Origin of the sequence: Bradyrhizobium sp. SZCCHNRI2009, assembly GCF_032485115.1 — a bacterium.
GTDB lineage: Bacteria > Pseudomonadota > Alphaproteobacteria > Rhizobiales > Xanthobacteraceae > Bradyrhizobium.
Genome location: NZ_JAUEUH010000006.1, coordinates 174544 through 193187 on the forward strand (window position 1 = coordinate 174544; position 18644 = coordinate 193187).

Here is an 18644-nt window from a genome sequence, read left to right on the forward strand (position 1 = left end):
CCAGATCCTCTGGCCGTGCGCTTTGCCACGCCATCCGCGCGGAACGCGAACGCGGGGTTTGCGTTGCCCCGCCATGAGCATCAGGCAATCCTTGTTCCTCTCCTTCGCACTGGTCTCGGCCGCGGCTGCGGCCCACGCCCAGGCGCCGCCGACGGCGGCCACACCTCCGCAGGCGACGGCGCCGGCCCCCGACGCGAATGCCGCCTGTGCGCCGAATGTCCGCGCGACGGCGACGCCCGACGGCATCACCACCGGCAGCGCCAGCGAGCCGCTCGGCGACAAGCTGGCGAAGACCAACGGCGTGTTGTGTCCGCCGAGCGGGGTCGATCCGGAGATGCACGCGCCGACCCCGGAGGGCGGCACGACGCCGGTGATCCCGCCGCCCGGCAGCCCCGGCGGCTATCCTAACGTGCTGCCGAAATGAGCCTCTTGTGATCTGCATTGCCGACCGCCGCTCTTGGCGCGCACATCGGCCTGTGGCCCTCGACGACCAGCGGATACATGCGCAAGGCCTTGGAGAGTCGTCCGGAAATCCCCTGGTCCGAAAACCGCTGCTGCCCGCGAGCTTTGCTTGACAGGGGCGGAGACGCCTCCTTATATGCCGCCCGTTCACAAGGCCCGGCGCCCGCTTCGACCGGTCTTGCCTTGATCGAACATCGTGGCGGGGTAGCTCAGCTGGTTAGAGCACGGGAATCATAATCCTGGGGTCGGGGGTTCGAGTCCCTCCCCCGCTACCACGCGTGACCCACTATTGTAGCTGCCGTCTGGGAACACTCCTTTCCCGAGTAAAGCAGCTAGCTTTCCCTTCACTTCGATCTCAAATCCTTCCCTGGGTCCCTTCGGGTAAATCGTGACGCTGTGCACGAGAGCCCGGAAATCGTCGATGAGCGTGCCTCGGTCGTCCTCGGCAATGGCGTGGTCCGCCAAGGTTTCCGCTAGCGCATCGACGGTTGCGACATATCGGTCCAAGGTTGCCGGGTGAAGGGCAACCGGAACAGGCGCTTCCTCGAGCGCGGCCAGTTCCGCCTCTACCCGCTCTCGCTCCTCTTTGAGCTCGGCGATGCGTTGCCGAGCGTCGTCCTCCGAAATGACGTATCGGACGACAAGATCGATGTTGCGCTGCCGCTCGCCCTCGATCCGATCGCGCTTCGCCTCCAGGCGCGTGCGTGTTGCGGCGGCGTCTCCGGCAAGGCGCTCTCGTTCACGATTATAGTTGCGCACATAGGTCTCGATCAGCCGAGGATCCTTCAGTTCTTCGGCCATGCCGCTGAGGACCAGATTTTCGACGTCGCGAAGGTACAAGATTCTGCGGTTCGAACAGCTGCCGCTTTCGCGCACGGCCGAGCAGCGGACGCGGGTCTTGCCCGTTTTGTCCCGGTCATGCACCGACAGGCCGGATCCGCAGCAACCGCAGCGAAGAAGTCCGGAAAGCAGATGTGGCGTTCGGCGCTTGACGTGGCTGGCGAGACGGCTCTTCTGCGACTTCAACAGATGAGCCTGTTCCCAAATGGACTGTTCGACGATCCGCAAATGGGGGGCTTCGATGCGCTGCCACTCGTCCGGCGGATTGGGCCGAGACAGCCGCTTTCCGGTGTCGGGATCTTTGACCATCCGGACCTTGTTCCAGACGATGCGACCCGCATACAGCTCATTGAAAATGAGGCCGTTCCCGCGCTGCGCGTTGCCGTTGATCGTCGATGCATTCCACCGCGGGCCTCGCGGCGGACGAATTTCCTCGCGATTGAGATCCCGCGCAATGTCGCGAGGTGTTCGTCCGTCGGCATAAGCGGCGAAGATGCGCCGAACGACGGCGGCCTCCTGCTCGACGATTTCGAGCTCGCCGGGTTTGCCGGCGACCGCACGATAGCCATAGGCGCGCCCGCCAGCGTGGCGGCCATCGCGTATCACGCCGGCCATACCGCGCCGGACTTTCTTCGCGCCATCCTCGCGTTGCATCTGTCCGACGAGACCGCGAATCCCTATCAGGATGGAGTCTGCCGTGCCGTCATGCACCGCTTGGATCTGGATCCCCTGAAAGGACAGCCTCTTGTGAATTCCGGCGAGATCCTCCATGTCGCGCGAGAGCCGATCCAACGCCTCCACGACTACGACATCGAATGTGTGCAGGCGTGCAGCATCCATCAGCTGCATCAAGCCATCGCGTCCAAAAACCGAGGCCCCAGACCGGGCCTTGTCCTCGAACGTAGCGACGACTGAGAGCTGATGACGCGCCGCATAGGTCCGACACAAAGCGATCTGATCTTCAGTCGATCTTTCGCTTTGGAGCTCGGTCGAGAATCTGGCGTAAATGGCTGCGCGCTTCATCATGAACACCATTGCTGCGGCACCGAGAGTTGACCGCATCAAGATGGCATTTTGTCAGCGGCTCTCTTTCCCGCAGATGATCGCGCCTCGCATCGGCAATCGCAAGCGCTTCAACGAATTTGGCCAGGGCATTGTCAGTTTCGGCAACACAGCCTGTTGCCCGATGCGATCCCTGTCCGGTCTTTTGTCGCGCCATCTCAACAGGATGCTGCGCGGGGAGAGCCGAGGCGAGATCGGGGAACGATGAAGCGTAGCATTGGATAGAATCGAGAACAGAAACGTCGTTTGGATGCGGATCGCTTTGACCTTGGGCACTGTGCCTGCCGTCGGCACAGTCAAAAGAGGGGTGTCCGGAAACGGAAGAGGATCGGAGACGCGCTCGCCGTTTAGGATGCGCTGGCGAAGGAAAGGGTCCGGGATCGAAAGTGGGCGGTGTATGAAGTGAGGATACGAGAGCACGAGTCTTTACGTTCTGCGGCCGGTTGAAGGATCGGAAATCGAGCTCACCGCGGCTTCCTCGAATCGACCTTCCGCACGCCATCCGGCTGGATCTGCGATCCATCGGTTTATATCGGATTCATGCCAGCCCGAACCGTTGCTGCTGATTTTGAGCTGGGCCGGGAACGTGCCCTCGGCGATCTTGCGGTAGATTGTGGACCGGGACAGCCCGGTCCTGGTGAGGATGGTCTTCAACCTGATGATCTGGTTCGCGCATGGCCGTGATGCCCTTCGCTGGTCGATTCTGAGGTGTTGTGAGACCAGAGAGGCCAAACAGATGCAGGCGGACAATAAGAGTTCGCGCGTTGCCAAGCGTGGCGTAGAGCCGGCGGCAAACGGGATGGGTCAAATTCCAAGGCTTCGGCCTCTGCCGAGATCGATGCCATGGACGAAGGCCAGATCCTGGCCGAGCCGGCGGCCTGATTCGAATGCAATGCCGAGATCGTTCTTGCGACCGGCGAGAATGGATTCCAATTGCGGGTCGCGTTCGAGACTTTTCGCCATGTCGCCCATCGCGGACCGCGTGGCCTTGTAACCGGACATGTCCCCGGCCTGATATTGTCGCTGACTGGTGTGCTCGAGCTTCTGCCAGCGCTCTACGAAGCGATCGGCGCGGCGGCTCGGATCGGTGCGCAGTTCAGTCTCGAGCTGGAGCGCGCGGATGGCGCGGTTGAGGCGTCCGCCAGCGGCCTCGCGGGCCAGCTCGGGGTTCTTCTTGTAGGCGGCCTCAGCGTCGTGGGAGCCATAGGGGCGCACCTTTTCGAAGGCCTGGCGGGCGGTCTGTAGCTCTTTGACCTGTTCGGGGCTCGCTCTGCCGCCCATCTCATGCGCTGCGAAGATCGCATCCACGGCGCGAGCATGGCGCACCAGCGCTCGGGTCCGCACACGACGGGCTTCCGCTTCGGGATCTTGCGCCACGGTCCTTGCCGGCACTTCGGCTTCGCGCCGGTCGGCTGCCGTGCCGCTGTTTTCTTTTTCGGGGGATCCCCGCTCGGGCCGTCGTCCGCCATCCCGGTCGAGCACCTCTCCAGAAACGCTAAGGCCGTCGAACATGCCGCGCAGCGTCTCTGGCACGGCCTTGCGCACGATCTCGGCCACGCGCTCGCGGAACGTGATCCCGCGCCGCTCGGCGTAGCTCTGGACGGGATCGGCACGGTCGTAATCCAAGGCCATGTCCTTCGACCGGTCGCGCGACAGAGCACGGTTGAGCCGATCCGCATCGGTAAAATCGTTGCGGCCATAATGCAGGTCCACGCTGTCGCGATGCCGCGACAGTGCGACATAGCTGCTGTGGGCGTCCATGCCGGGCGTTGCCAGTACATGGACCCGGTCGACCGTCATACCCTGCGCCTTGTGGATCGTCGCGGCATAACCGTGGTCGATCCGGTTGTAATCCTTGAGGTCAAAGCGCACGGACCGGCCATCGTCGATCTGCACGGTCATGGATTGCGCGCTGACCAGTTCAATGGTCCCGAGTGTGCCGTTCTTGACACCAAGCCCACGCTCGTTCCGCAGGAACATGATGCGGTCTCCGCCGGCGAAGCTTCTCGCGCCGCGCTCGACCGTTACACCCACCTCATTGCCCAGAGCGCCGGCGGCCCGCATCCGTCCGCGCGCCGCCTCGTTCAGCGCGCGCACCTCGTCATTGGTATGGGTCAGGATGATCCGGCTCCGGTCCGGCGATACCTGCCGGTCGCGGTCCCAGCGCGCGATCAGATCGCCCCGCGCCTGCTCGCGGGTCATCGCCTCATGCACCATGCCGTTGGCCCGATAGGCTTCTAGCGCATGGCCGACCTTGCCGGTCGCCAGATTGCGCGTGGCGTCGCGCTGCCAGTCTTCGCGCTGACGGCGTATTTCGCCGATCTCCGCCCCGCCGTGACGCTCATGGATCGACCGGAAAGCTGCGCCCGCCTCGATGGCCTGCAGCTGCTGCGGATCGCCGACCAGCACGACCTTGGCGCCCGCCTCGGCAGCACGAGACATCACGCGCTCGAGCTGGCGCGTGCCGACCATGCCCGCCTCGTCGATGACGAGCACCTCGCTCGATTTGAGTAGATCACGGCCCTGCTCCCAGCCATGCTCCAGACTGGCAATCGTGCGCGACGCAATGCCCGACCCGCCTTCGAGGTTTTCTGCTGCAATGCCGGACAGCGCCACGCCCCGGACCTCGAAGCCGGCTGCTTCCCACGCCTCCCGCGCCACCCCCAGCAGCGCGCTCTTTCCTGTCCCGGCATGGCCGACCACGACGCTGAGACCGCGTCCATCCGTGACGTGCGCCAAGGCGTCAACCTGCTCGGATGACAGCACCAGGCCGCGTGCTTCCGCACGCGCCAAAGCGGCCTGGCGATCCTCGTCGCGCACCTGGTGGCGCTCCCGTTCTGCCATCAGCTCAGCGGCCCGGTGCAGGCGCCGTTCTGCTTCGATCATTCCGCGGGTGGTGAACCGATCCTCGCCGCGAGCGTCCTTGCCGAGGTCGACTAGATCTGGCGCTCCCTGCATTGCGCCCAGCACTTCATTGAACTGGTCGAGCCCGTCACTGTGCCGATGCGCAAACTTTGCGAGGTCACGGCGTGTGAAGGTCGATTGCTGTTGGGTGATCGCGTCCAGTCCAAGGGAGGGATCGGCGATGATCCTCCTGCCGTTGTTTCGCGCGATCTCGCGGTGCATCTCGGCCCGGTCAGCCTCAGCGCCCTCGCCTCCGCCTCTCCGCCCCTCAATGCGCTTGGCCGGTGCGCCGATCTGGCTTTGCGGCTCGAGCGCAATGCCCTGGGCTTCCAGGCTGCGGTGATCAATCCGCGCGTCGATGTCGAGCTCGGCCAGCCGCTCGTTGGCAATCTCCGCCCAGCGTTCGCGCCAGCGCTCGACCATCTCCGTGCGGTTCCACTCTCTCACCTTCTGACCAAAGCCGTTCTGATCGACCGAGCGCATTGTCAGCATGACATGGGCGTGCGGCTTGGGCAGGCCGTCTTCGGCCCTGTCCCAATGCACATTAAGATCGGCGATCATGCCGCGACGGACGAACTCGCTCTGAACGAAGTCCCGAGCCAGCTCAATGCCCTGCGCCTCAGTCAGTTCTCGCGGAAGGGCGAACTCGATCTCCCGGGCCAGCTGGGCGTCCTTGCGGACTTCGAATGCTTCGACATCGTTCCAGAGCCGCTCGCGGTCACTCCACGCCTCCGGCGCATTCTCCGGCAGCATCACCTCGGAATGGACGACGCCGCGCTTGGCCGAAAAATCCTGCTCACGGCCCAACCGCTCGTCGCGCAGCCGCGAGCCCGAGCGGTAGGCCGCCGATGCCACCGCGCTGCTCCCGGCCTTCCGGCCAATGACCTTGACGTGAAGATGATAGATCGCCATCGCGAGCAGAGCATCTACACAGCGAAGCGTACGTCGGCACGACGTATAAGCGCGCCCTCCCTCGAAAAAATCTCGGGAGGGATTATCCCATCTCAGCTCGTCCTGACGACCTTACGGCAAGGCGCCGCTAGCCGAGTTATCATTTCTCCGCCGACGTAGGGAGACGACAATGCGCAAACCAAGGGACTTTGATGCGGACCTGAAGGCACTCGACGACAAAGCGCACGAGCTTAAAACCCGCAAGGTGCGGCAGCTAGGCGAGCTCGTCATTGCCACGGGAGCTGACGCGCTTAGCGCAGACGAACTCGCTGGTGCGCTGATCGTGCTGGTCGAGACCAAGGAGGCCGGAAAGAGGGAGGCATGGGCCAAGCGCGGCGTCTCGTTCTTTCAAGGACGGTCGATGCGGAATGCGCCAGCAACTGACCGCGACGCTAATGTGGTTTCGACGCAACCGAGCGGCGCGCAACCGGCAACAAGCCGCAAGGGCACGGCGTGACATGCGCTCTTGGCAGATCACGCGCCGAAAGCGCACCCGCCATCTCATCGAACTCGGTGGCCTCGTCGTCAAAGCCGGTGTCGTGGAGCAAACCGGCGATGATCGCGCCATCATCTATGGCGCGCTGCTCTGGGTTGCTGACAAACTCCAAAGTGATCAGCGCGAACGGGCGCGAGCGCTATGGATGGCAGAGGGGAAGCGGGTGTTTGAGGCGGAAGCGGCGACACCAGACAAGAACGATCAAAATGGCTCAACACCAAGCAAGAGCTGAAACTCTGCCTGCCCAATCGCCAGTGTCCTTGACGCGCAATTGGCGGCTGTGCGGTGTGAGCTTGAGCCGGCGAGAGGCATGGCAGCAATGCCGCTTAGCGCTCCGGCAAGCCGGCGGCGATCATCAGCTTGATCATCCGATCGGCGGCCTGGACGAAGACCGGGCTGGTGTTCTTCATCGGCGGTGCAACGTTGAGGGCCGTCGTGCCAGGCCGCAACCTCAGGCCCTCCTGCATGGCCGCCTTCGCCTCCTCGGTCCGGCCCAACTGCTGGTAGGCCGCCGCCAGATTCATGTGCGGTCGCCCCGAGGCCGCGGTCTGCGCCGCGACGGTGGTCGGCGCATCGTTGCTCAGGCTGCATCAGGGCCACGACGGTCTGATTGGCAACGACCTCGTCACCAGCAACGTCGCCATGCTTGAACATGTCTTCAAGCCAAGTGAGGATCACGGGCTGCGCGTAACAGCTCGCGTCTCAATTATAGAACCGAGCATCCCATTCCTGGAGCTGGACAGCTAGTTTGGAAACCCCTTGAGTTTTCCCCAACGGGATTGGTGTGGAGGCAAAAGGGTGAAGGGCGTAGCGCAAGCAAGTCCGCTAGGAAGCGAAGGCGAAGAATGCGACTCCGGCGTCAACGACACCAGCACGCGCCTTGGGAGCACGTCCGCTGAACGTGTATCGAGATCAGCCTGGATCGCGATCGCGCTCAGCTTCGCAGCGGTCCTGCTCGACGGGCTTGATACCAGTTCGATCGGCGTGGCGGCTCCCGTCATCGCAGCCCACTTCATGGTCTCGCCGGCGTCGCTCACACCTGCGTTCGTGCTGACGAGCGTCGGCGCCGTGCTCGGATACCTGGCGTCCGGCCCGCTGGTCAGCCGTTGGCAGGCGCGTCCTGTCCTGATCGCAAGCGTGGCGGCGTTTGGCGTTCTCTCGCTGGCAACGCCGCTTGCGGGTTCCGTGGAGCAGCTTGCAGCGCTGCGCCTGATCACGGCTATTGGGCTCGGTGCAGCGTTGCCGTCGGCGATTGCCATTGCGACGTCGCAATGTCCGCCAAGGCTGAAGGAGACGGCTGCCGTCATCGTCGGGACCGGGCTCGCCGCCGGCGGCATCCTGGGCGGTGTGCTCGGTGCAGTCCTGACCGCGCGTTTGGGTTGGCAGTCCATCTTCATCATCGGCGGTGCCCTGCCGCTCGGACTCTCCCTCGTTCTGCTGTTTTGGTTACCCAGGCTGACCGCCGCGCGCGATCCGTTGTCGACCAATCAACGCGACCTGCACCTGGGCGGTTTGAAGCTGATCGGAGATCTGCTCGCCACTGGCGTTGCGAGCCGGACCGTCAGCCTTTGGATATTCTCCTTTCTGATCTTCGCTGACGGCTACGCACTGGTGTTCTGGCTGCCGGCGCTGCTCGTCAAGCTCGGATTCTCGACCGAATATTCGCAGCTTGGCATCAGCTTCTTCAGCGCCGGCGGCCTGGTCGCCAACGTCCTCGTGATGCTCCTCGTGAGCAGGCTTCCGATTGCGCGTATCCTGGTGTCGGCCGTGACCCTTGGGGTCATGTCTGCGGCGGGGCTTGCGGCGCACGACGTGGTCCCGCTCGGTGTCTGGCTGCTGATTGCCGGAACCGGTGCAGGTCTGATCTCCTGCAGCGTGGGGCAGTCCGCTCTCGCTGTCGCGATCTATCCCGAAGCGCTTCGCACCCACGGTGTCGGCTTCTCCGCTGCCGCCGGCCGCATCGGCTCGATCGTTGGGCCCGCGTTCGCAGGTCTCCTCGTTTCGAAGGGTGTTGCGCCGAAAGCGATCTTGCTCGCGGCCACGCTTCCCGCATTGCTTGCGATCTTCGCTCTGCTTCCGCACTTGCGGACGACGGAGCGGTCATGATGCGGCGTTTCAAATCTGGAACGCTGCTCGCCATTTTCGGACGCTGGCTGCATTTGGTGAGAGAGCTTAAGCCGTGGGGCCGGGAAGTGCCTTGTCGGAATAGGAATGACCGCTGTGGAGCATGTTGAGCTGGAAACGCCGTTTGGTCGGCTGCGCGGCGCGCGATCAGAAGGAGTGACCGCGTTTCGGAGAGTTCCGTATGCGGAAGCCCCCGTCGGCCCATTGCGCTTTGAGATGCCGTCAGTGCCGCCGCGATGGGGCGGTGTTCGCGACGCCGTCGCGGCCGGGCCGATTCCTCCGCAGAATCCGTCGCGTCTCGACGTGGTGATGGGGACCTACGACGTCGAGCAAAGCGAGGATTGTCTCCATCTGGACGTCTGGACCGGTCATGCGGCAGGCGACCGCGCTCCGGTCCTGGTGTTCATTCATGGCGGCGCCTTCATGACCGGAGGCGGATCGCTGCCTTGCTACGACGGAGGCATCCTCGCGAAGGACAATGGCCTCGTCGTTGTCAACGTCAGCTATCGGCTCGGCATTCTCGGCTTCTTCCCGCATCCCGGCCTCGGCGGTCTGAACCTCGGCCTGCACGACCAGGTCGCAGCGTTGCGCTGGATAGCACAAGCCATCAGCGTGTTCGGCGGAGATCCGCAGCGGATCACGGTGATCGGCCAATCGGCGGGCGCATTCAGCATCGCGGCCCTTGCCGGCATCGAAGCTGGATCGGGGCTGTTCAACCGGGCGATCCTGATGAGCGCGCCGGTCGGCGTCAAGCTGCGTACCGTCGAACAGTCGCGACCGGTCGCCAATGCAATCCTCGATGTTCTCGGCATCGCCGCTGACGAGGTCGACAAACTCCGAACGATCCCGATTGGTCGCGCCCTCGAGGGCTTGCGCATGCTGCAAAGGCGGCCGCCGGCGACCCCGGGAGATATCACGCCTCCCTTCATGCCGGTTCTGGATGATGCCCTCGTGCACCGCGATCCCATCGAGTCAATTCGAAGCGGCGGCGCACGGTGGTGCGACATGATGATCGGCTTGACGCGCGAGGAGTATGCCGCGTTCTCGATCTCGAATCCGTCGCTCGACGAACTGTCCGATGATGCGCTCGAGGACGTGATCCGATCCCAGGGGGACGACGACGCAAGTGCGACGCTGGCACGGCTGCGTTCCTCGCGCGTGCCTGCGACACCTCGCATGCTCCTGGGCGACTTCTACAGCGAACGGATGTTCACAAAGCAGAGCCTGGAGATCGCCGCCACGCAGTCCAGCCTCGGTCGAAAGGCCTTCACCTATCTGTTCGACTGGCAGGCGCCCGTTCCGGGCCTGGGAGCCTGCCATTGCATCGATCTTCCCTTCCTGTTTGGCAACTTCAACATCTGGCAGTCGGCTGCCATGGTCAAAGGCGCGGACCGGCGCGAAGTGCAGGACCTGAGCCGCCTCTTCAGAGGCTCGATCGCCGCGTTCGCGGCAGCGGGAGACCCGAACGCGCGCGGTCTCCCGGAATGGCCCGCCCACGCGGCGGATCAGGCGGTCCTGCATTTTGATCGCCGCATCACGGCATCGCGATACATCGCCTGACTCGAGCAGGAACGGCCGGGAGTTCTCTCAACGCCTGGCCGGTCTGGGCCTGCGCTTCTTCACGGCGCGTTGGGATTTGCGCCTCACGGCGGACGCCGGACCCGATGGCTGCGGACTATCGGACGAGCGCAGCCTGTCCTGAAGAAATTTGGCGAGACCGGCGAGGAACAAACGGCCGGCGACCGTCAGGGATCGGCGCGAAGGATAGAGCGCATAGAACGTCACCGGTGGCGGCGCCCAGTCGGGAAGCGGCAGAACGAGCCGGCCATCGAGCAGGTCGGCGTCGCACATCGGCATCGGCAGTCGCGCGAGACCGAGGCCGCGTAGCGCAGCCTGGCGAATGATGTTGAGGTTGTTGGCTGAAAAGTTGAGCTTGACGTTGATCTCCGTCGTCGCGTCGCTTGCGCCTAACAGACGCCAGCGCGCCATGAAGCCGTCGGCGCCCCATCCGACGCCCGGGAGGCCTTCGAGGTCTGCGGGGGTCGTGCGCGGGCCGAGGCGCGCCATCAGGGCGGGCGCTGCGACTAAGCGGTAAGGCGCTGTCGCGAGCTTCTGGCAGATCAATTCGGAATCCGCCAGATCTTCGCGCACAGGATGGATTGCGAGGTCGTAGTGATCGATCTTCGGGTCGAACGTCCCTTTGGTGTTGTCCAAGGTCAGGCGCACATCCGGATAGGTCTCGGCAAACTGGATGGCAAAATCGGCGACCAGAATCTCGGAGAGGACGGCCGGGCAGGAGATGCGCAGCATGCCCGAGGGGCGGTTCGTGCGGTCCTCCGCAAGCGCCTTGATCGCAACCAGCTCTTCCCTGATCTTCTGGCTCCGCTCGTAGATAGAGAGGCCGATTTCAGTCGCCGCGAAGTTGCGCGGGCCGCGATGAACGAGATGCACGCCGAGCTGACTTTCGAGGTCGCCGATCCGTCTGCTCAAGCTCGACTTCGGAATGCCTGTCTTGCGGCTCGCCGCCGACAGGCTGCCGGCCTCGATGATTTCGACGAGAAGTGTCAGGTCATCGACCGTTCCCATGAGTAATCCTCTGCGGAGATCTCAGACAGAAGTCCGGATTCGATGAGACGATCGAAAGCGGCACTCCAGCAAGCAGGTCGTCGTTCCAATCCTGGAACGTGACTGTACCGATTGCCGGACTTTTTGTCCCGCGTCCACTGCCTATGCTGTTTCACCGAACTGAACGGGGCGGTTCGAGGGACAACACGCCGGACCACGACAGCGTCTGATGTCTTGGACCTGGGCTTAGAGGACATTGGAGGGGGACTTGAGGCATCATATTCAGCCATTACTCATGGCACTGGCTTTTGCGTCGTGCGCAAGCGCGGCAGCTGTCGCGGAGGATTTGCCGGTCAAGGCAAAGCCAGCGGCCTCCGGTCAGCCATTCTTTTCGCTGATCGATGATCGCCTCACCTTCTCCTATATCCCCAAGGCGACGGACCCCGGCGTGTTCTCCAGGAATCCGGACGGGTCGCTCAACAGCACGACCGCGATGCAGGTCTACTCGTTCACGCATTTCGACATCTGGCAGTACGGTACGAACTTCCTGAACATTTCGATGTTCAAGGCGGACCATAACGATCCCGCCAGCCCCTGCACGAACGCGGGCGTCGTGGTCAATCCGGGCACCGGTGTTGCAACACCGGCCAATTGCGCGGGTGCAATCTTTTTCACCGGTCAGAGCCGTTCGACATTTGGCTGGAATGAAATCTTCGATACCAAGGCGTTCACGGTCGGCCCGCTCCGCAACATCTCCTTCGAGGTCGGTTTGGACCTGAGCACGTCGAACTACTATCGCGCCGCCGCTGCGCAGGCCGTATCGGCCGGCCTGCAGTTCCAGTTCGATCTTCCCTACAAGGGTTACGTCAACGTCGCGCCGCTCGCGACATGGATCTACATGGCACACATGGGATTCCTGCAGTGCGGTGGTGGCTTTGCCCCTCCGGGGCCCGGCGTGAGCTGTCTGCCCGACGGCAACCGGCGGTATCAGCCGACCTGGGCGATTGAAACGAACTACTACATGGACCTCGGCTTCTTACCCGAGAGCATGCGCTATTTATCCATCAGCGGCCGCGCCCAGTTGCTCGGCGCGCTCGGCCCCGAGAACAGCCCACTTCCCTATAATCCGCTGCCCGTCGCGGCGCCGGCCAACTCCATGACCAAAGTCTCACTCAACTCCGAGCCGATCCGCCTTACCTTCGATGCCTCCAAAGCGATGTGGGGCCCGAAATTCTCGCACTATCTCGATGTCTGGGTGGCCTATCGCTACTGGCAGAACAAATACGGTCTCGATCACAATGTCAGCAAGCTCTGCACGAGATCGCCAGGGGTGAGCAACAACACCTGCACCGAATCGAGTCTGTCCAGCGGCATCAGCGTGAAGTTCTAGTGCGTCGACAAAACGGGGGAGAGCGGTTTACCTGCCGCGCCTGATGCGACCGTCGTCAGCTTTTTGGCGTCGCACAGCACCGCCCGATGGGAAACGATGTTCGGAGAGGCCTTGTGCGAGGCCGCGGACAGCAAGCAGATGTCCCGCCATGGGTTCGGCACTCAACTGCTTCGGATCCAGGAATTTTCTGGCCGTCGTGATGAACAGCGTTTTGAGGTCGCTGCCTCCAAAGCACACGCAGGTCGGGTTCGTCACCGGCAATGGGACGATGGTGTCGATCTGCCCGTTCGGGCGGTAGCGTACGACGCGGCCGCCCGAGAAGAAGGCTGTCCATAACCCGCCTGCGGCATCGACGCAGGCGCCGTCCGGTCTTTCCTTCGACGTGCTATAATCTGCAAACAGGCGCCGGTTGCTGATGATACCGTCGTCGAGATCGAAGTCGAACGACCAGGTGCAGTATCGCCGCGTATCGGTGAAATAGAGCGTGCGGTTGTCCGGCGCGAACGCGATCCCATTGGTCACGATGACGTCGCCGAAGATGCGCGTCACCTGGCCGTCTCCGGTCACGCGATAGAGCGAGCCGTTCGGGCGATGCAGCTGGTTGTCCATGGTGCCGATCCACAAGCGGCCGCGCGCATCAACCCGGCCGTCGTTGAGGCGGTTGTCGAGGCCGTTTTCGACCTCGACAAACTGCTCCGGATGATCGGCCGCGCGACGGTACAGAGTCAGATCCCGTGCGAGCAGATGCGAGCCGTCCGCCGTCAGCGCCTGGCTGCCAAGGAATTGACACTCATGGGAAACAGCGTGGTGCGCGCCAGTTTCCGGATCGAACGACTGATGCAGCCTGCCGTCGATATCGATCCACCACAGCTTGCGGGTCCGGTCGCACCATAATGGCGTCTCGCCGAGGAGATCGGCGTTGGCCACCGCAATCTCGACCCGATCAGCGGAGATCGAATGAATGGTCATGTCGGAATCCCGTTCCAGCCGCGCGCGCTATCGATCTCAGCTTTTCCAGCGGGCGCATCGCCTGGACGAAGCGGCAGTTCCTTGCGCAGCAGGTCCGCGGCGTCGGCGGAAGGAACGACAACTCCACGCCGACAGCAAGCCCCGGCGTCGCGACGGATCGGACATGCCCGAGCGCGAGCGTCATGGCCTCGACCGAGGTTGACGATCCGAACACGGCCGGCGGCATCCAGTATCCGGCGTCCGTCCTATTGGGGATGCTGTCCCGCTCGTTCCGGTTGGCGGTGTAGACCGTCTTGTCCGGCTCGCCCTTCACATAGATGAGGATCGGCAGGTGCCGGCTGATGCCGATCGCGTCCATGAAGTCGAACTGGAAATGGTAGTAGCCGCCGAGAAGGTACTGATGTTGTGCTTCGACGTGCAGATCAGGACGTCGATGCCGGCCGCGTCGAGCAGGCCGTCGAGCCGGGCGGTCGAGAAGGGAATGTTGGCGCGCATGAATCGTTCTCTGCGTCGACCACCCGGGGGGCGGCAAGGTGAGGGCGATCAATTGCCGGTCCAGGAGGACAGGGCATGCGCGACACAGTTGTTGATGTGCTCGCTCAGGACGGTCCTTGCGCCCTCGATGTCGCGCCTCAGGGCGCATTCCAGCAGCGCCTTGTGCTGGTTGATCGTCTCGCTGCCGCGATAGCGCAGTGCGTAACGGAAATATTTGTCGAACACGATGGAATGCGTATGCATCAGCTCGCGCGACCCGCAACGCGAGATCAGCGCCTGGTGGAATTCGCCGTCGTAGCGCTTTCGCAACTCGGGATCGTCGCCCTCCTTCAGGATGGTGCGCTCGGTCGCGGCCAGCTTGTGATGCGCTGACACCACGCGTCCTTCCCACTCGACGTCTCCGGCGCGGAACGACTCGGCCATGGCGTGATGCTCCAGCAGGATGCGCAGCTCGGCGAGCTCGCGCAGGTTCTGGAGCGAGACCGGTGCCACCTCGAAGCCACGCTGCCCTTCGGCGACCACGAAGCCTTCGGACGCCAGGCGATTGAGGATCTCGCGCAGGGTCGAGATGCTGACGCCGTAATCCTCCTTCATCGCCTCGAGCCTGAGGCGTCCCGACGGCGTGAGCACGCCGAAAATGATGTCGGAGCGGATGCGCCGATAGCCGCTGTCGCCCGCCGACAGCGGCCGTTCCTCAAGATCCGTCATGCCTTCTGATCCCGCTCGCCCGGAGCGCCGCCCTGTGGGAGCGGGCCACTCGCCGGCATTATAGCAGAGTCGCGGCATCTGATGTCCATTGAAATCTCATATGAAATTATGATTGTCGTTTGACATCGATATTGATGTGTGTTTTCTCGATAAACAGAGGGTACGGAAAATAAGCGCTCAACCCGCCGCGTGCCCCGAAGAAACCAGGGAGGACACGATGAGCTTGTTCGCACGGGCGCTGTCTGCCGCCGCGATCTCGGTGGCGCTGACGGTCGGCGCATCTGCCGCCGATGACATTCAGGAGCGGACGATCCGGTGGGGGCACCTGAACAACACCGATCACCCCGTCAGCTTCGGCGTGCAGAAGTTCGGAGAGATCCTGCTGGCCAAGAGCGGGGGTAAGATGAGGGTCCGCGAGTTCGCGGCCTCGCAGCTCGGCAACGAATTGCAGCAGCAATCCGCGCTGCGCGGCGGCACTCAGGAGATGCTGTCGGCCTCGACCACGTCGCTTGCGACCGTCGTGCCCGAGTTCGGCCTGATCGATTTCCCGTTCCTGTTCAACACGACCGAGCAGGCCGATGCGCTCGCGACCGGCAAATTCGGCAAGGCCATGCTTGAGGGCCTGCCGTCGAAGAACCTGATCGGCCTCGGTTATTGGGGCCTTGGCTTCCGCAACGTCACCAACAGCACCCGGCCGATCACCAAGGTCGAGGACTTCGCCGGCCTGAAGCTGCGCGTCATTCCGAACCCGGTCTATCTGGAGAGTTTCAGCGCTTTCAAGGCCAATCCCGTCCCGATGGCGTTCGGCGAATTGTATTCGGCGCTGGAGACTCGCACCGTCGACGGGCAGGAGAATCCCTACACCGTCATCCTCTCCAACAAGTTCTACGAGGTGCAGAAGTACGTCTCGGCCACCAACCACACCTTCACCCTCAACATCATCCTGGTGAGCAAGACGTTCTGGGACAAGTTGTCGCCGACCGAGCAGCGCCTGATGCGCGAGGCCTATGAGGAAAGCCGCAACTATCAGAAGGAGCAGACGCGCCTCCAGACCGAAAAGGCGCTGGCGGAATTGCAGGCCAAGGGCATGCAGTACAATGCGATCGCTCCCGAGGAGACCGAGCGCATGCGCAAGGCGGTTCAACCGGTCGTGGACAAGGTCTCGGCCAATCTTCGGCCCGAGACGGTGAAGCTGTTCAACGAGGAAGTCGAGCGCATCCGCAAGGACGTAAAGTAATCGCCTCTCCATCACGATAGGCGGCGGAGCCGGCCCATGCCGGCTCACGTCCCACATCTGCTCGGACCTGACGCATGGCGCAGTTTCTCGACCTCTATTGCTCGTTTCTGAAAGCCGTCATTGCCGCGTGTCTCGCGGCCATGGTGGTGCTGGTCTTCGGCAACGTAGTGCTGCGCTATGGCTTCAACTCCGGCATCACGGTGTCCGAGGAGCTGTCGCGCTGGCTGCTGGTGTGGCTGACCTTCCTCGGAGCCATCGTCGCGCTGCGCGAGCACGCCCATCTCGGCGTCGACAGCCTGGTGCGGAAGCTGCCGGCCTCCGGCAAGCGCATCTGCTTCCTCATCAACTACGGCCTGATGCTGTTCGCCGATTGGCTGCTGCTCTCCGGCAGCTGGCGTCAGACCCTCATCAACATCGACGACCGCGCGCCGGCGACCGGTCTGTCGATGGCCATCTTCTACGCCGTCGGCGTGATCTTCGGTGTGTCGGCCGCAATTATCCTTCTCTACGACCTGTACCGGGTGATCAGCGGGCAGGCGAGCGAGGAGGACATGGTGGCGGTCAGGGAATCGGAGGAGCAGTGATGGCCTCGATCGTCTTCGCGCCCTCTCACTCTCTCCGCGTCACCCGGATCATGCCATGACGATCGTCGTCTTCACCGTCTCTCTGCTGGGCGCCATGGCGCTGGGCATGCCGATCGCCTTTGCGCTCCTCATCTGCGGCGTCGCCCTGATGAGCACCATTGACATGTTCGATCCCCAGATCGTCGCCCAGAACGTCATCAACGGCGCCGACAGTTTTCCGCTGATGGCCATCCCGTTCTTCATGCTCGCGGGCGAGATCATGAACAAGGGCGGACTGGCCAAGCGCATCGTCAATGTCGCACTCGTGGCGGTGGGGCATTTCCGGGGCGGCCTGGGCTACGTCACGATCCTGGCCGCCTGCATCCTGTCGTCATTGTCGGGGTCGGCGGCGGCCGACGCCGCCGCGCTGGCGGCGCTGCTGGTGCCGATGATGGTGGCGGCGGGACACAAGAAGACCTATGCGGCGGGTCTCGTGGCGGCCGGCGGCGTGATTGGCCCGGTGATTCCGCCCAGCATCGGATTCGTGATCTTCGGCGTGGCCGCCAACGTCTCGATCTCGAAGCTGTTCCTTGCCGGCATCGTGCCCGGCCTTTTCCTGGGATTGGGCCTTTGCGCCGCCTGGTACTGGGTGGTGCGCAAGGAAAACCTGTCGCCGCCGCCGCGCGCCGCGAGGTGTGGCATGCGATCACCGACGGCTTCTGGGCACTCATGCTCCCCGCCATCATCATCGTCGGCCTGCGCTTCGGGATCTTCACGCCAACCGAGGCCGGCGTCGTCGTCGCCGTCTATTCGATGTTCGTCGCGACGTGCATCTATCGCGAGCTGAAATGGTCCGAGATCTACGCGGTCCTGGTCTCGTCGGCCGTGACCACGAGCGTCGTCATGTTCCTGGTCGCTGCGGCCTTGGTGTCGTCCTGGCTGATCACGGTGTCTGAGATCTCCAACCAGGTCGTCGATCTCCTGAAGCCGTTCATGAGCAACAACACCATCCTGATGCTCGCGATCATGGTGGTCGTCGTGATCGTGGGCACGGCGCTCGACATGACGCCCACCATCCTGATCCTGACGCCGATCCTGATGCCAATCATCAAGGCGGCAAATATCGACCCCGTCTATTTCGGCGTGCTGTTCATCATCAACAACTCCATCGGCCTGATCACGCCGCCGGTCGGCATCGTGCTTAACGTCGTCTGCGGCGTGTCCAAGATCAGCATGGAAGACATCATCAAGGGGGTCTGGCCCTTCATGATCGCGCAGCTGATCGTCCTGTTCGCGATGGTCCTGTTTCCCGGCCTGGTGACGGTGCCGGCGCGATGGTTCGGCGGCTGATCGGGCTGCGTTGGCAAAGGAGTCGAACATGGCCGCACGGATCGTGATCTTGAATGGACCCAATCTCAATTTTCTCGGCATTCGGGAGCCCGACATCTACGGCTCGACGACGCTGAAGCAGATCGAGGACAGCTGCCACGCGCTCGCGGACCAACTCGGCGTATCCGTCTCGTTCCACCAGTCGAACATGGAAGGCGAGCTCGTTGGTCTGATCCAATCCGCTCACGGCCAGGCGGATGCGATCATCATCAATCCGGCAGGCTATTCTTTCACATCGGTCGCGCTGATCGATGCGCTGAACATCTTCGATGGGGTGAAGATCGAGCTGCACATCTCCAACATCCATGCGCGGGACGAGCTGCACCGCCATTCGATCACCTCGCGGGCCTGCACAGCGGTGATTTGCGGACTTGGCGCTTACGGCTATCTCGCTGCGATCCTGGCGGTCGTCCAGCGGCTCGGGCAATTGCCTGAAACGATTCCGCCGGCCCTGCACGGGCTTGCGCTAACCGGCAAGATGTAATCAGG

General features: G+C 63.2%; 18 protein-coding genes, 1 tRNA gene and 1 pseudogene. 12 read left to right on the top strand and 8 right to left on the bottom strand.

Going from position 1 to position 18644, the window contains the following annotated elements; all coding sequences use genetic code 11:
• The first annotated feature begins 73 nt into the window (after positions 1-73).
• Together QX041_RS22085 and QX041_RS22090 are read left to right on the top strand one after the other, a co-directional pair.
• Entirely contained in the window at positions 74-424 is a 351-nt protein-coding gene (locus tag QX041_RS22085; protein WP_315750106.1) for a hypothetical protein, read from the top strand.
• Positions 425-660: 236 nt separating this feature from the next.
• Positions 661-737 (top strand) — tRNA-Met (locus tag QX041_RS22090).
• Here the strand turns inward: QX041_RS22090 and QX041_RS22095 are convergent.
• Positions 694-2364 carry a recombinase family protein gene (locus QX041_RS22095; RefSeq protein WP_315714387.1) on the bottom strand — a complete coding sequence of 557 codons (1671 nt, stop codon included), beginning with the start codon at positions 2362-2364 and terminating at the stop codon, positions 694-696. The two genes, QX041_RS22090 and QX041_RS22095, sit on opposite strands and share 44 nt — an antisense overlap.
• Here QX041_RS22095 and QX041_RS22100 point away from each other — a divergent pair.
• Positions 2309-2572, top strand: a complete 264-nt coding sequence (locus tag QX041_RS22100) for a hypothetical protein (RefSeq protein WP_315707331.1) — start codon at positions 2309-2311, stop codon at positions 2570-2572. The two genes, QX041_RS22095 and QX041_RS22100, sit on opposite strands and share 56 nt — an antisense overlap.
• Before the next feature lie 218 nt (positions 2573-2790).
• On the opposite strand, the gene QX041_RS22105 is transcribed toward QX041_RS22100, so the two are convergent.
• Positions 2791-3066, bottom strand: a complete 276-nt coding sequence (locus QX041_RS22105; protein ID WP_315707353.1) for a helix-turn-helix transcriptional regulator — start codon at positions 3064-3066, stop codon at positions 2791-2793.
• 102 nt (positions 3067-3168) lie between these two features.
• On the bottom strand, positions 3169-6180 hold the full coding sequence (gene traA, locus QX041_RS22110) for a Ti-type conjugative transfer relaxase TraA (RefSeq protein WP_315714175.1): 3012 nt from the start codon (positions 6178-6180) through the stop codon (positions 3169-3171).
• A gap of 169 nt (positions 6181-6349) precedes the next feature.
• Here traA and QX041_RS22115 point away from each other — a divergent pair, with 169 nt between their 5' ends.
• Together QX041_RS22115 and QX041_RS22120 are read left to right on the top strand one after the other, a co-directional pair.
• The gene (locus QX041_RS22115; protein WP_315706518.1) at positions 6350-6676 is read left to right on the top strand and encodes a conjugal transfer protein TraD; all 327 of its coding nucleotides are present in this window, start codon (positions 6350-6352) and stop codon (positions 6674-6676) included.
• Position 6677: 1 nt separating this feature from the next.
• Positions 6678-6947 (top strand): conjugal transfer protein TraD, encoded by a 270-nt coding sequence (locus tag QX041_RS22120; protein ID WP_315706517.1) that lies wholly within the window; start codon positions 6678-6680, stop codon positions 6945-6947.
• Between the two features lie 94 nt (positions 6948-7041).
• Here QX041_RS22120 and QX041_RS22125 read toward each other — a convergent pair whose 3' ends face one another.
• On the bottom strand, positions 7042-7239 hold the full coding sequence (locus QX041_RS22125; RefSeq protein WP_315706516.1) for a tetratricopeptide repeat protein: 198 nt from the start codon (positions 7237-7239) through the stop codon (positions 7042-7044).
• 274 nt (positions 7240-7513) lie between these two features.
• Here QX041_RS22125 and QX041_RS22130 point away from each other — a divergent pair, with 274 nt between their 5' ends.
• Positions 7514-8821 carry an MFS transporter gene (locus QX041_RS22130; protein ID WP_315706515.1) on the top strand — a complete coding sequence of 436 codons (1308 nt, stop codon included), beginning with the start codon at positions 7514-7516 and terminating at the stop codon, positions 8819-8821.
• A 105-nt stretch (positions 8822-8926) separates the two neighbouring features.
• Entirely contained in the window at positions 8927-10399 is a 1473-nt protein-coding gene (locus tag QX041_RS22135) for a carboxylesterase/lipase family protein (protein ID WP_315706514.1), read from the top strand.
• 27 nt (positions 10400-10426) lie between these two features.
• Here the strand turns inward: QX041_RS22135 and QX041_RS22140 are convergent, their stop codons facing one another.
• Positions 10427-11425 carry a LysR substrate-binding domain-containing protein gene (locus QX041_RS22140; protein WP_315706513.1) on the bottom strand — a complete coding sequence of 333 codons (999 nt, stop codon included), beginning with the start codon at positions 11423-11425 and terminating at the stop codon, positions 10427-10429.
• Positions 11426-11699: 274 nt separating this feature from the next.
• Here QX041_RS22140 and QX041_RS22145 point away from each other — a divergent pair, with 274 nt between their 5' ends.
• Positions 11700-12794, top strand: a complete 1095-nt coding sequence (locus QX041_RS22145; protein ID WP_315706512.1) for a hypothetical protein — start codon at positions 11700-11702, stop codon at positions 12792-12794.
• 27 nt (positions 12795-12821) lie between these two features.
• On the opposite strand, the gene QX041_RS22150 is transcribed toward QX041_RS22145, so the two are convergent.
• The 3 genes from QX041_RS22150 to QX041_RS22160 are packed head-to-tail and all read right to left on the bottom strand — an operon-like array spanning position 12822 to position 14966.
• Entirely contained in the window at positions 12822-13763 is a 942-nt protein-coding gene (locus QX041_RS22150) for an SMP-30/gluconolactonase/LRE family protein (RefSeq protein WP_315706511.1), read from the bottom strand.
• Entirely contained in the window at positions 13738-14310 is a 573-nt protein-coding gene (locus QX041_RS22155) for a hypothetical protein (RefSeq protein WP_315706510.1), read from the bottom strand. Before QX041_RS22155 ends, QX041_RS22150 begins: the two co-directional genes overlap by 26 nt.
• Positions 14307-14966: a GntR family transcriptional regulator gene (locus QX041_RS22160; RefSeq protein WP_315706509.1), complete on the bottom strand. Its 660-nt coding sequence runs from the start codon at positions 14964-14966 to the stop codon at positions 14307-14309. The genes QX041_RS22155 and QX041_RS22160 overlap by 4 nt, the downstream gene beginning before the upstream one ends.
• 217 nt (positions 14967-15183) lie before the next feature.
• On the opposite strand from QX041_RS22160, the gene QX041_RS22165 reads away from it, so the two are divergent.
• The 4 genes and pseudogenes from QX041_RS22165 to QX041_RS22180 all read left to right on the top strand — a co-directional run bounded on the left by QX041_RS22165 (position 15184) and on the right by QX041_RS22180 (position 18639).
• The gene (locus QX041_RS22165; protein WP_315706508.1) at positions 15184-16203 is read left to right on the top strand and encodes a TRAP transporter substrate-binding protein; all 1020 of its coding nucleotides are present in this window, start codon (positions 15184-15186) and stop codon (positions 16201-16203) included.
• Positions 16204-16277: 74 nt separating this feature from the next.
• The gene (locus QX041_RS22170; RefSeq protein ID WP_315706507.1) at positions 16278-16787 is read left to right on the top strand and encodes a TRAP transporter small permease; all 510 of its coding nucleotides are present in this window, start codon (positions 16278-16280) and stop codon (positions 16785-16787) included.
• A gap of 55 nt (positions 16788-16842) precedes the next feature.
• Positions 16843-18116, top strand: a pseudogene (locus tag QX041_RS22175) (TRAP transporter large permease).
• Positions 18117-18144: 28 nt separating this feature from the next.
• Complete coding sequence (locus tag QX041_RS22180) at positions 18145-18639, top strand: type II 3-dehydroquinate dehydratase (protein ID WP_315706506.1); 495 nt, start codon at positions 18145-18147, stop codon at positions 18637-18639.
• Positions 18640-18644: the final 5 nt, after the last annotated feature.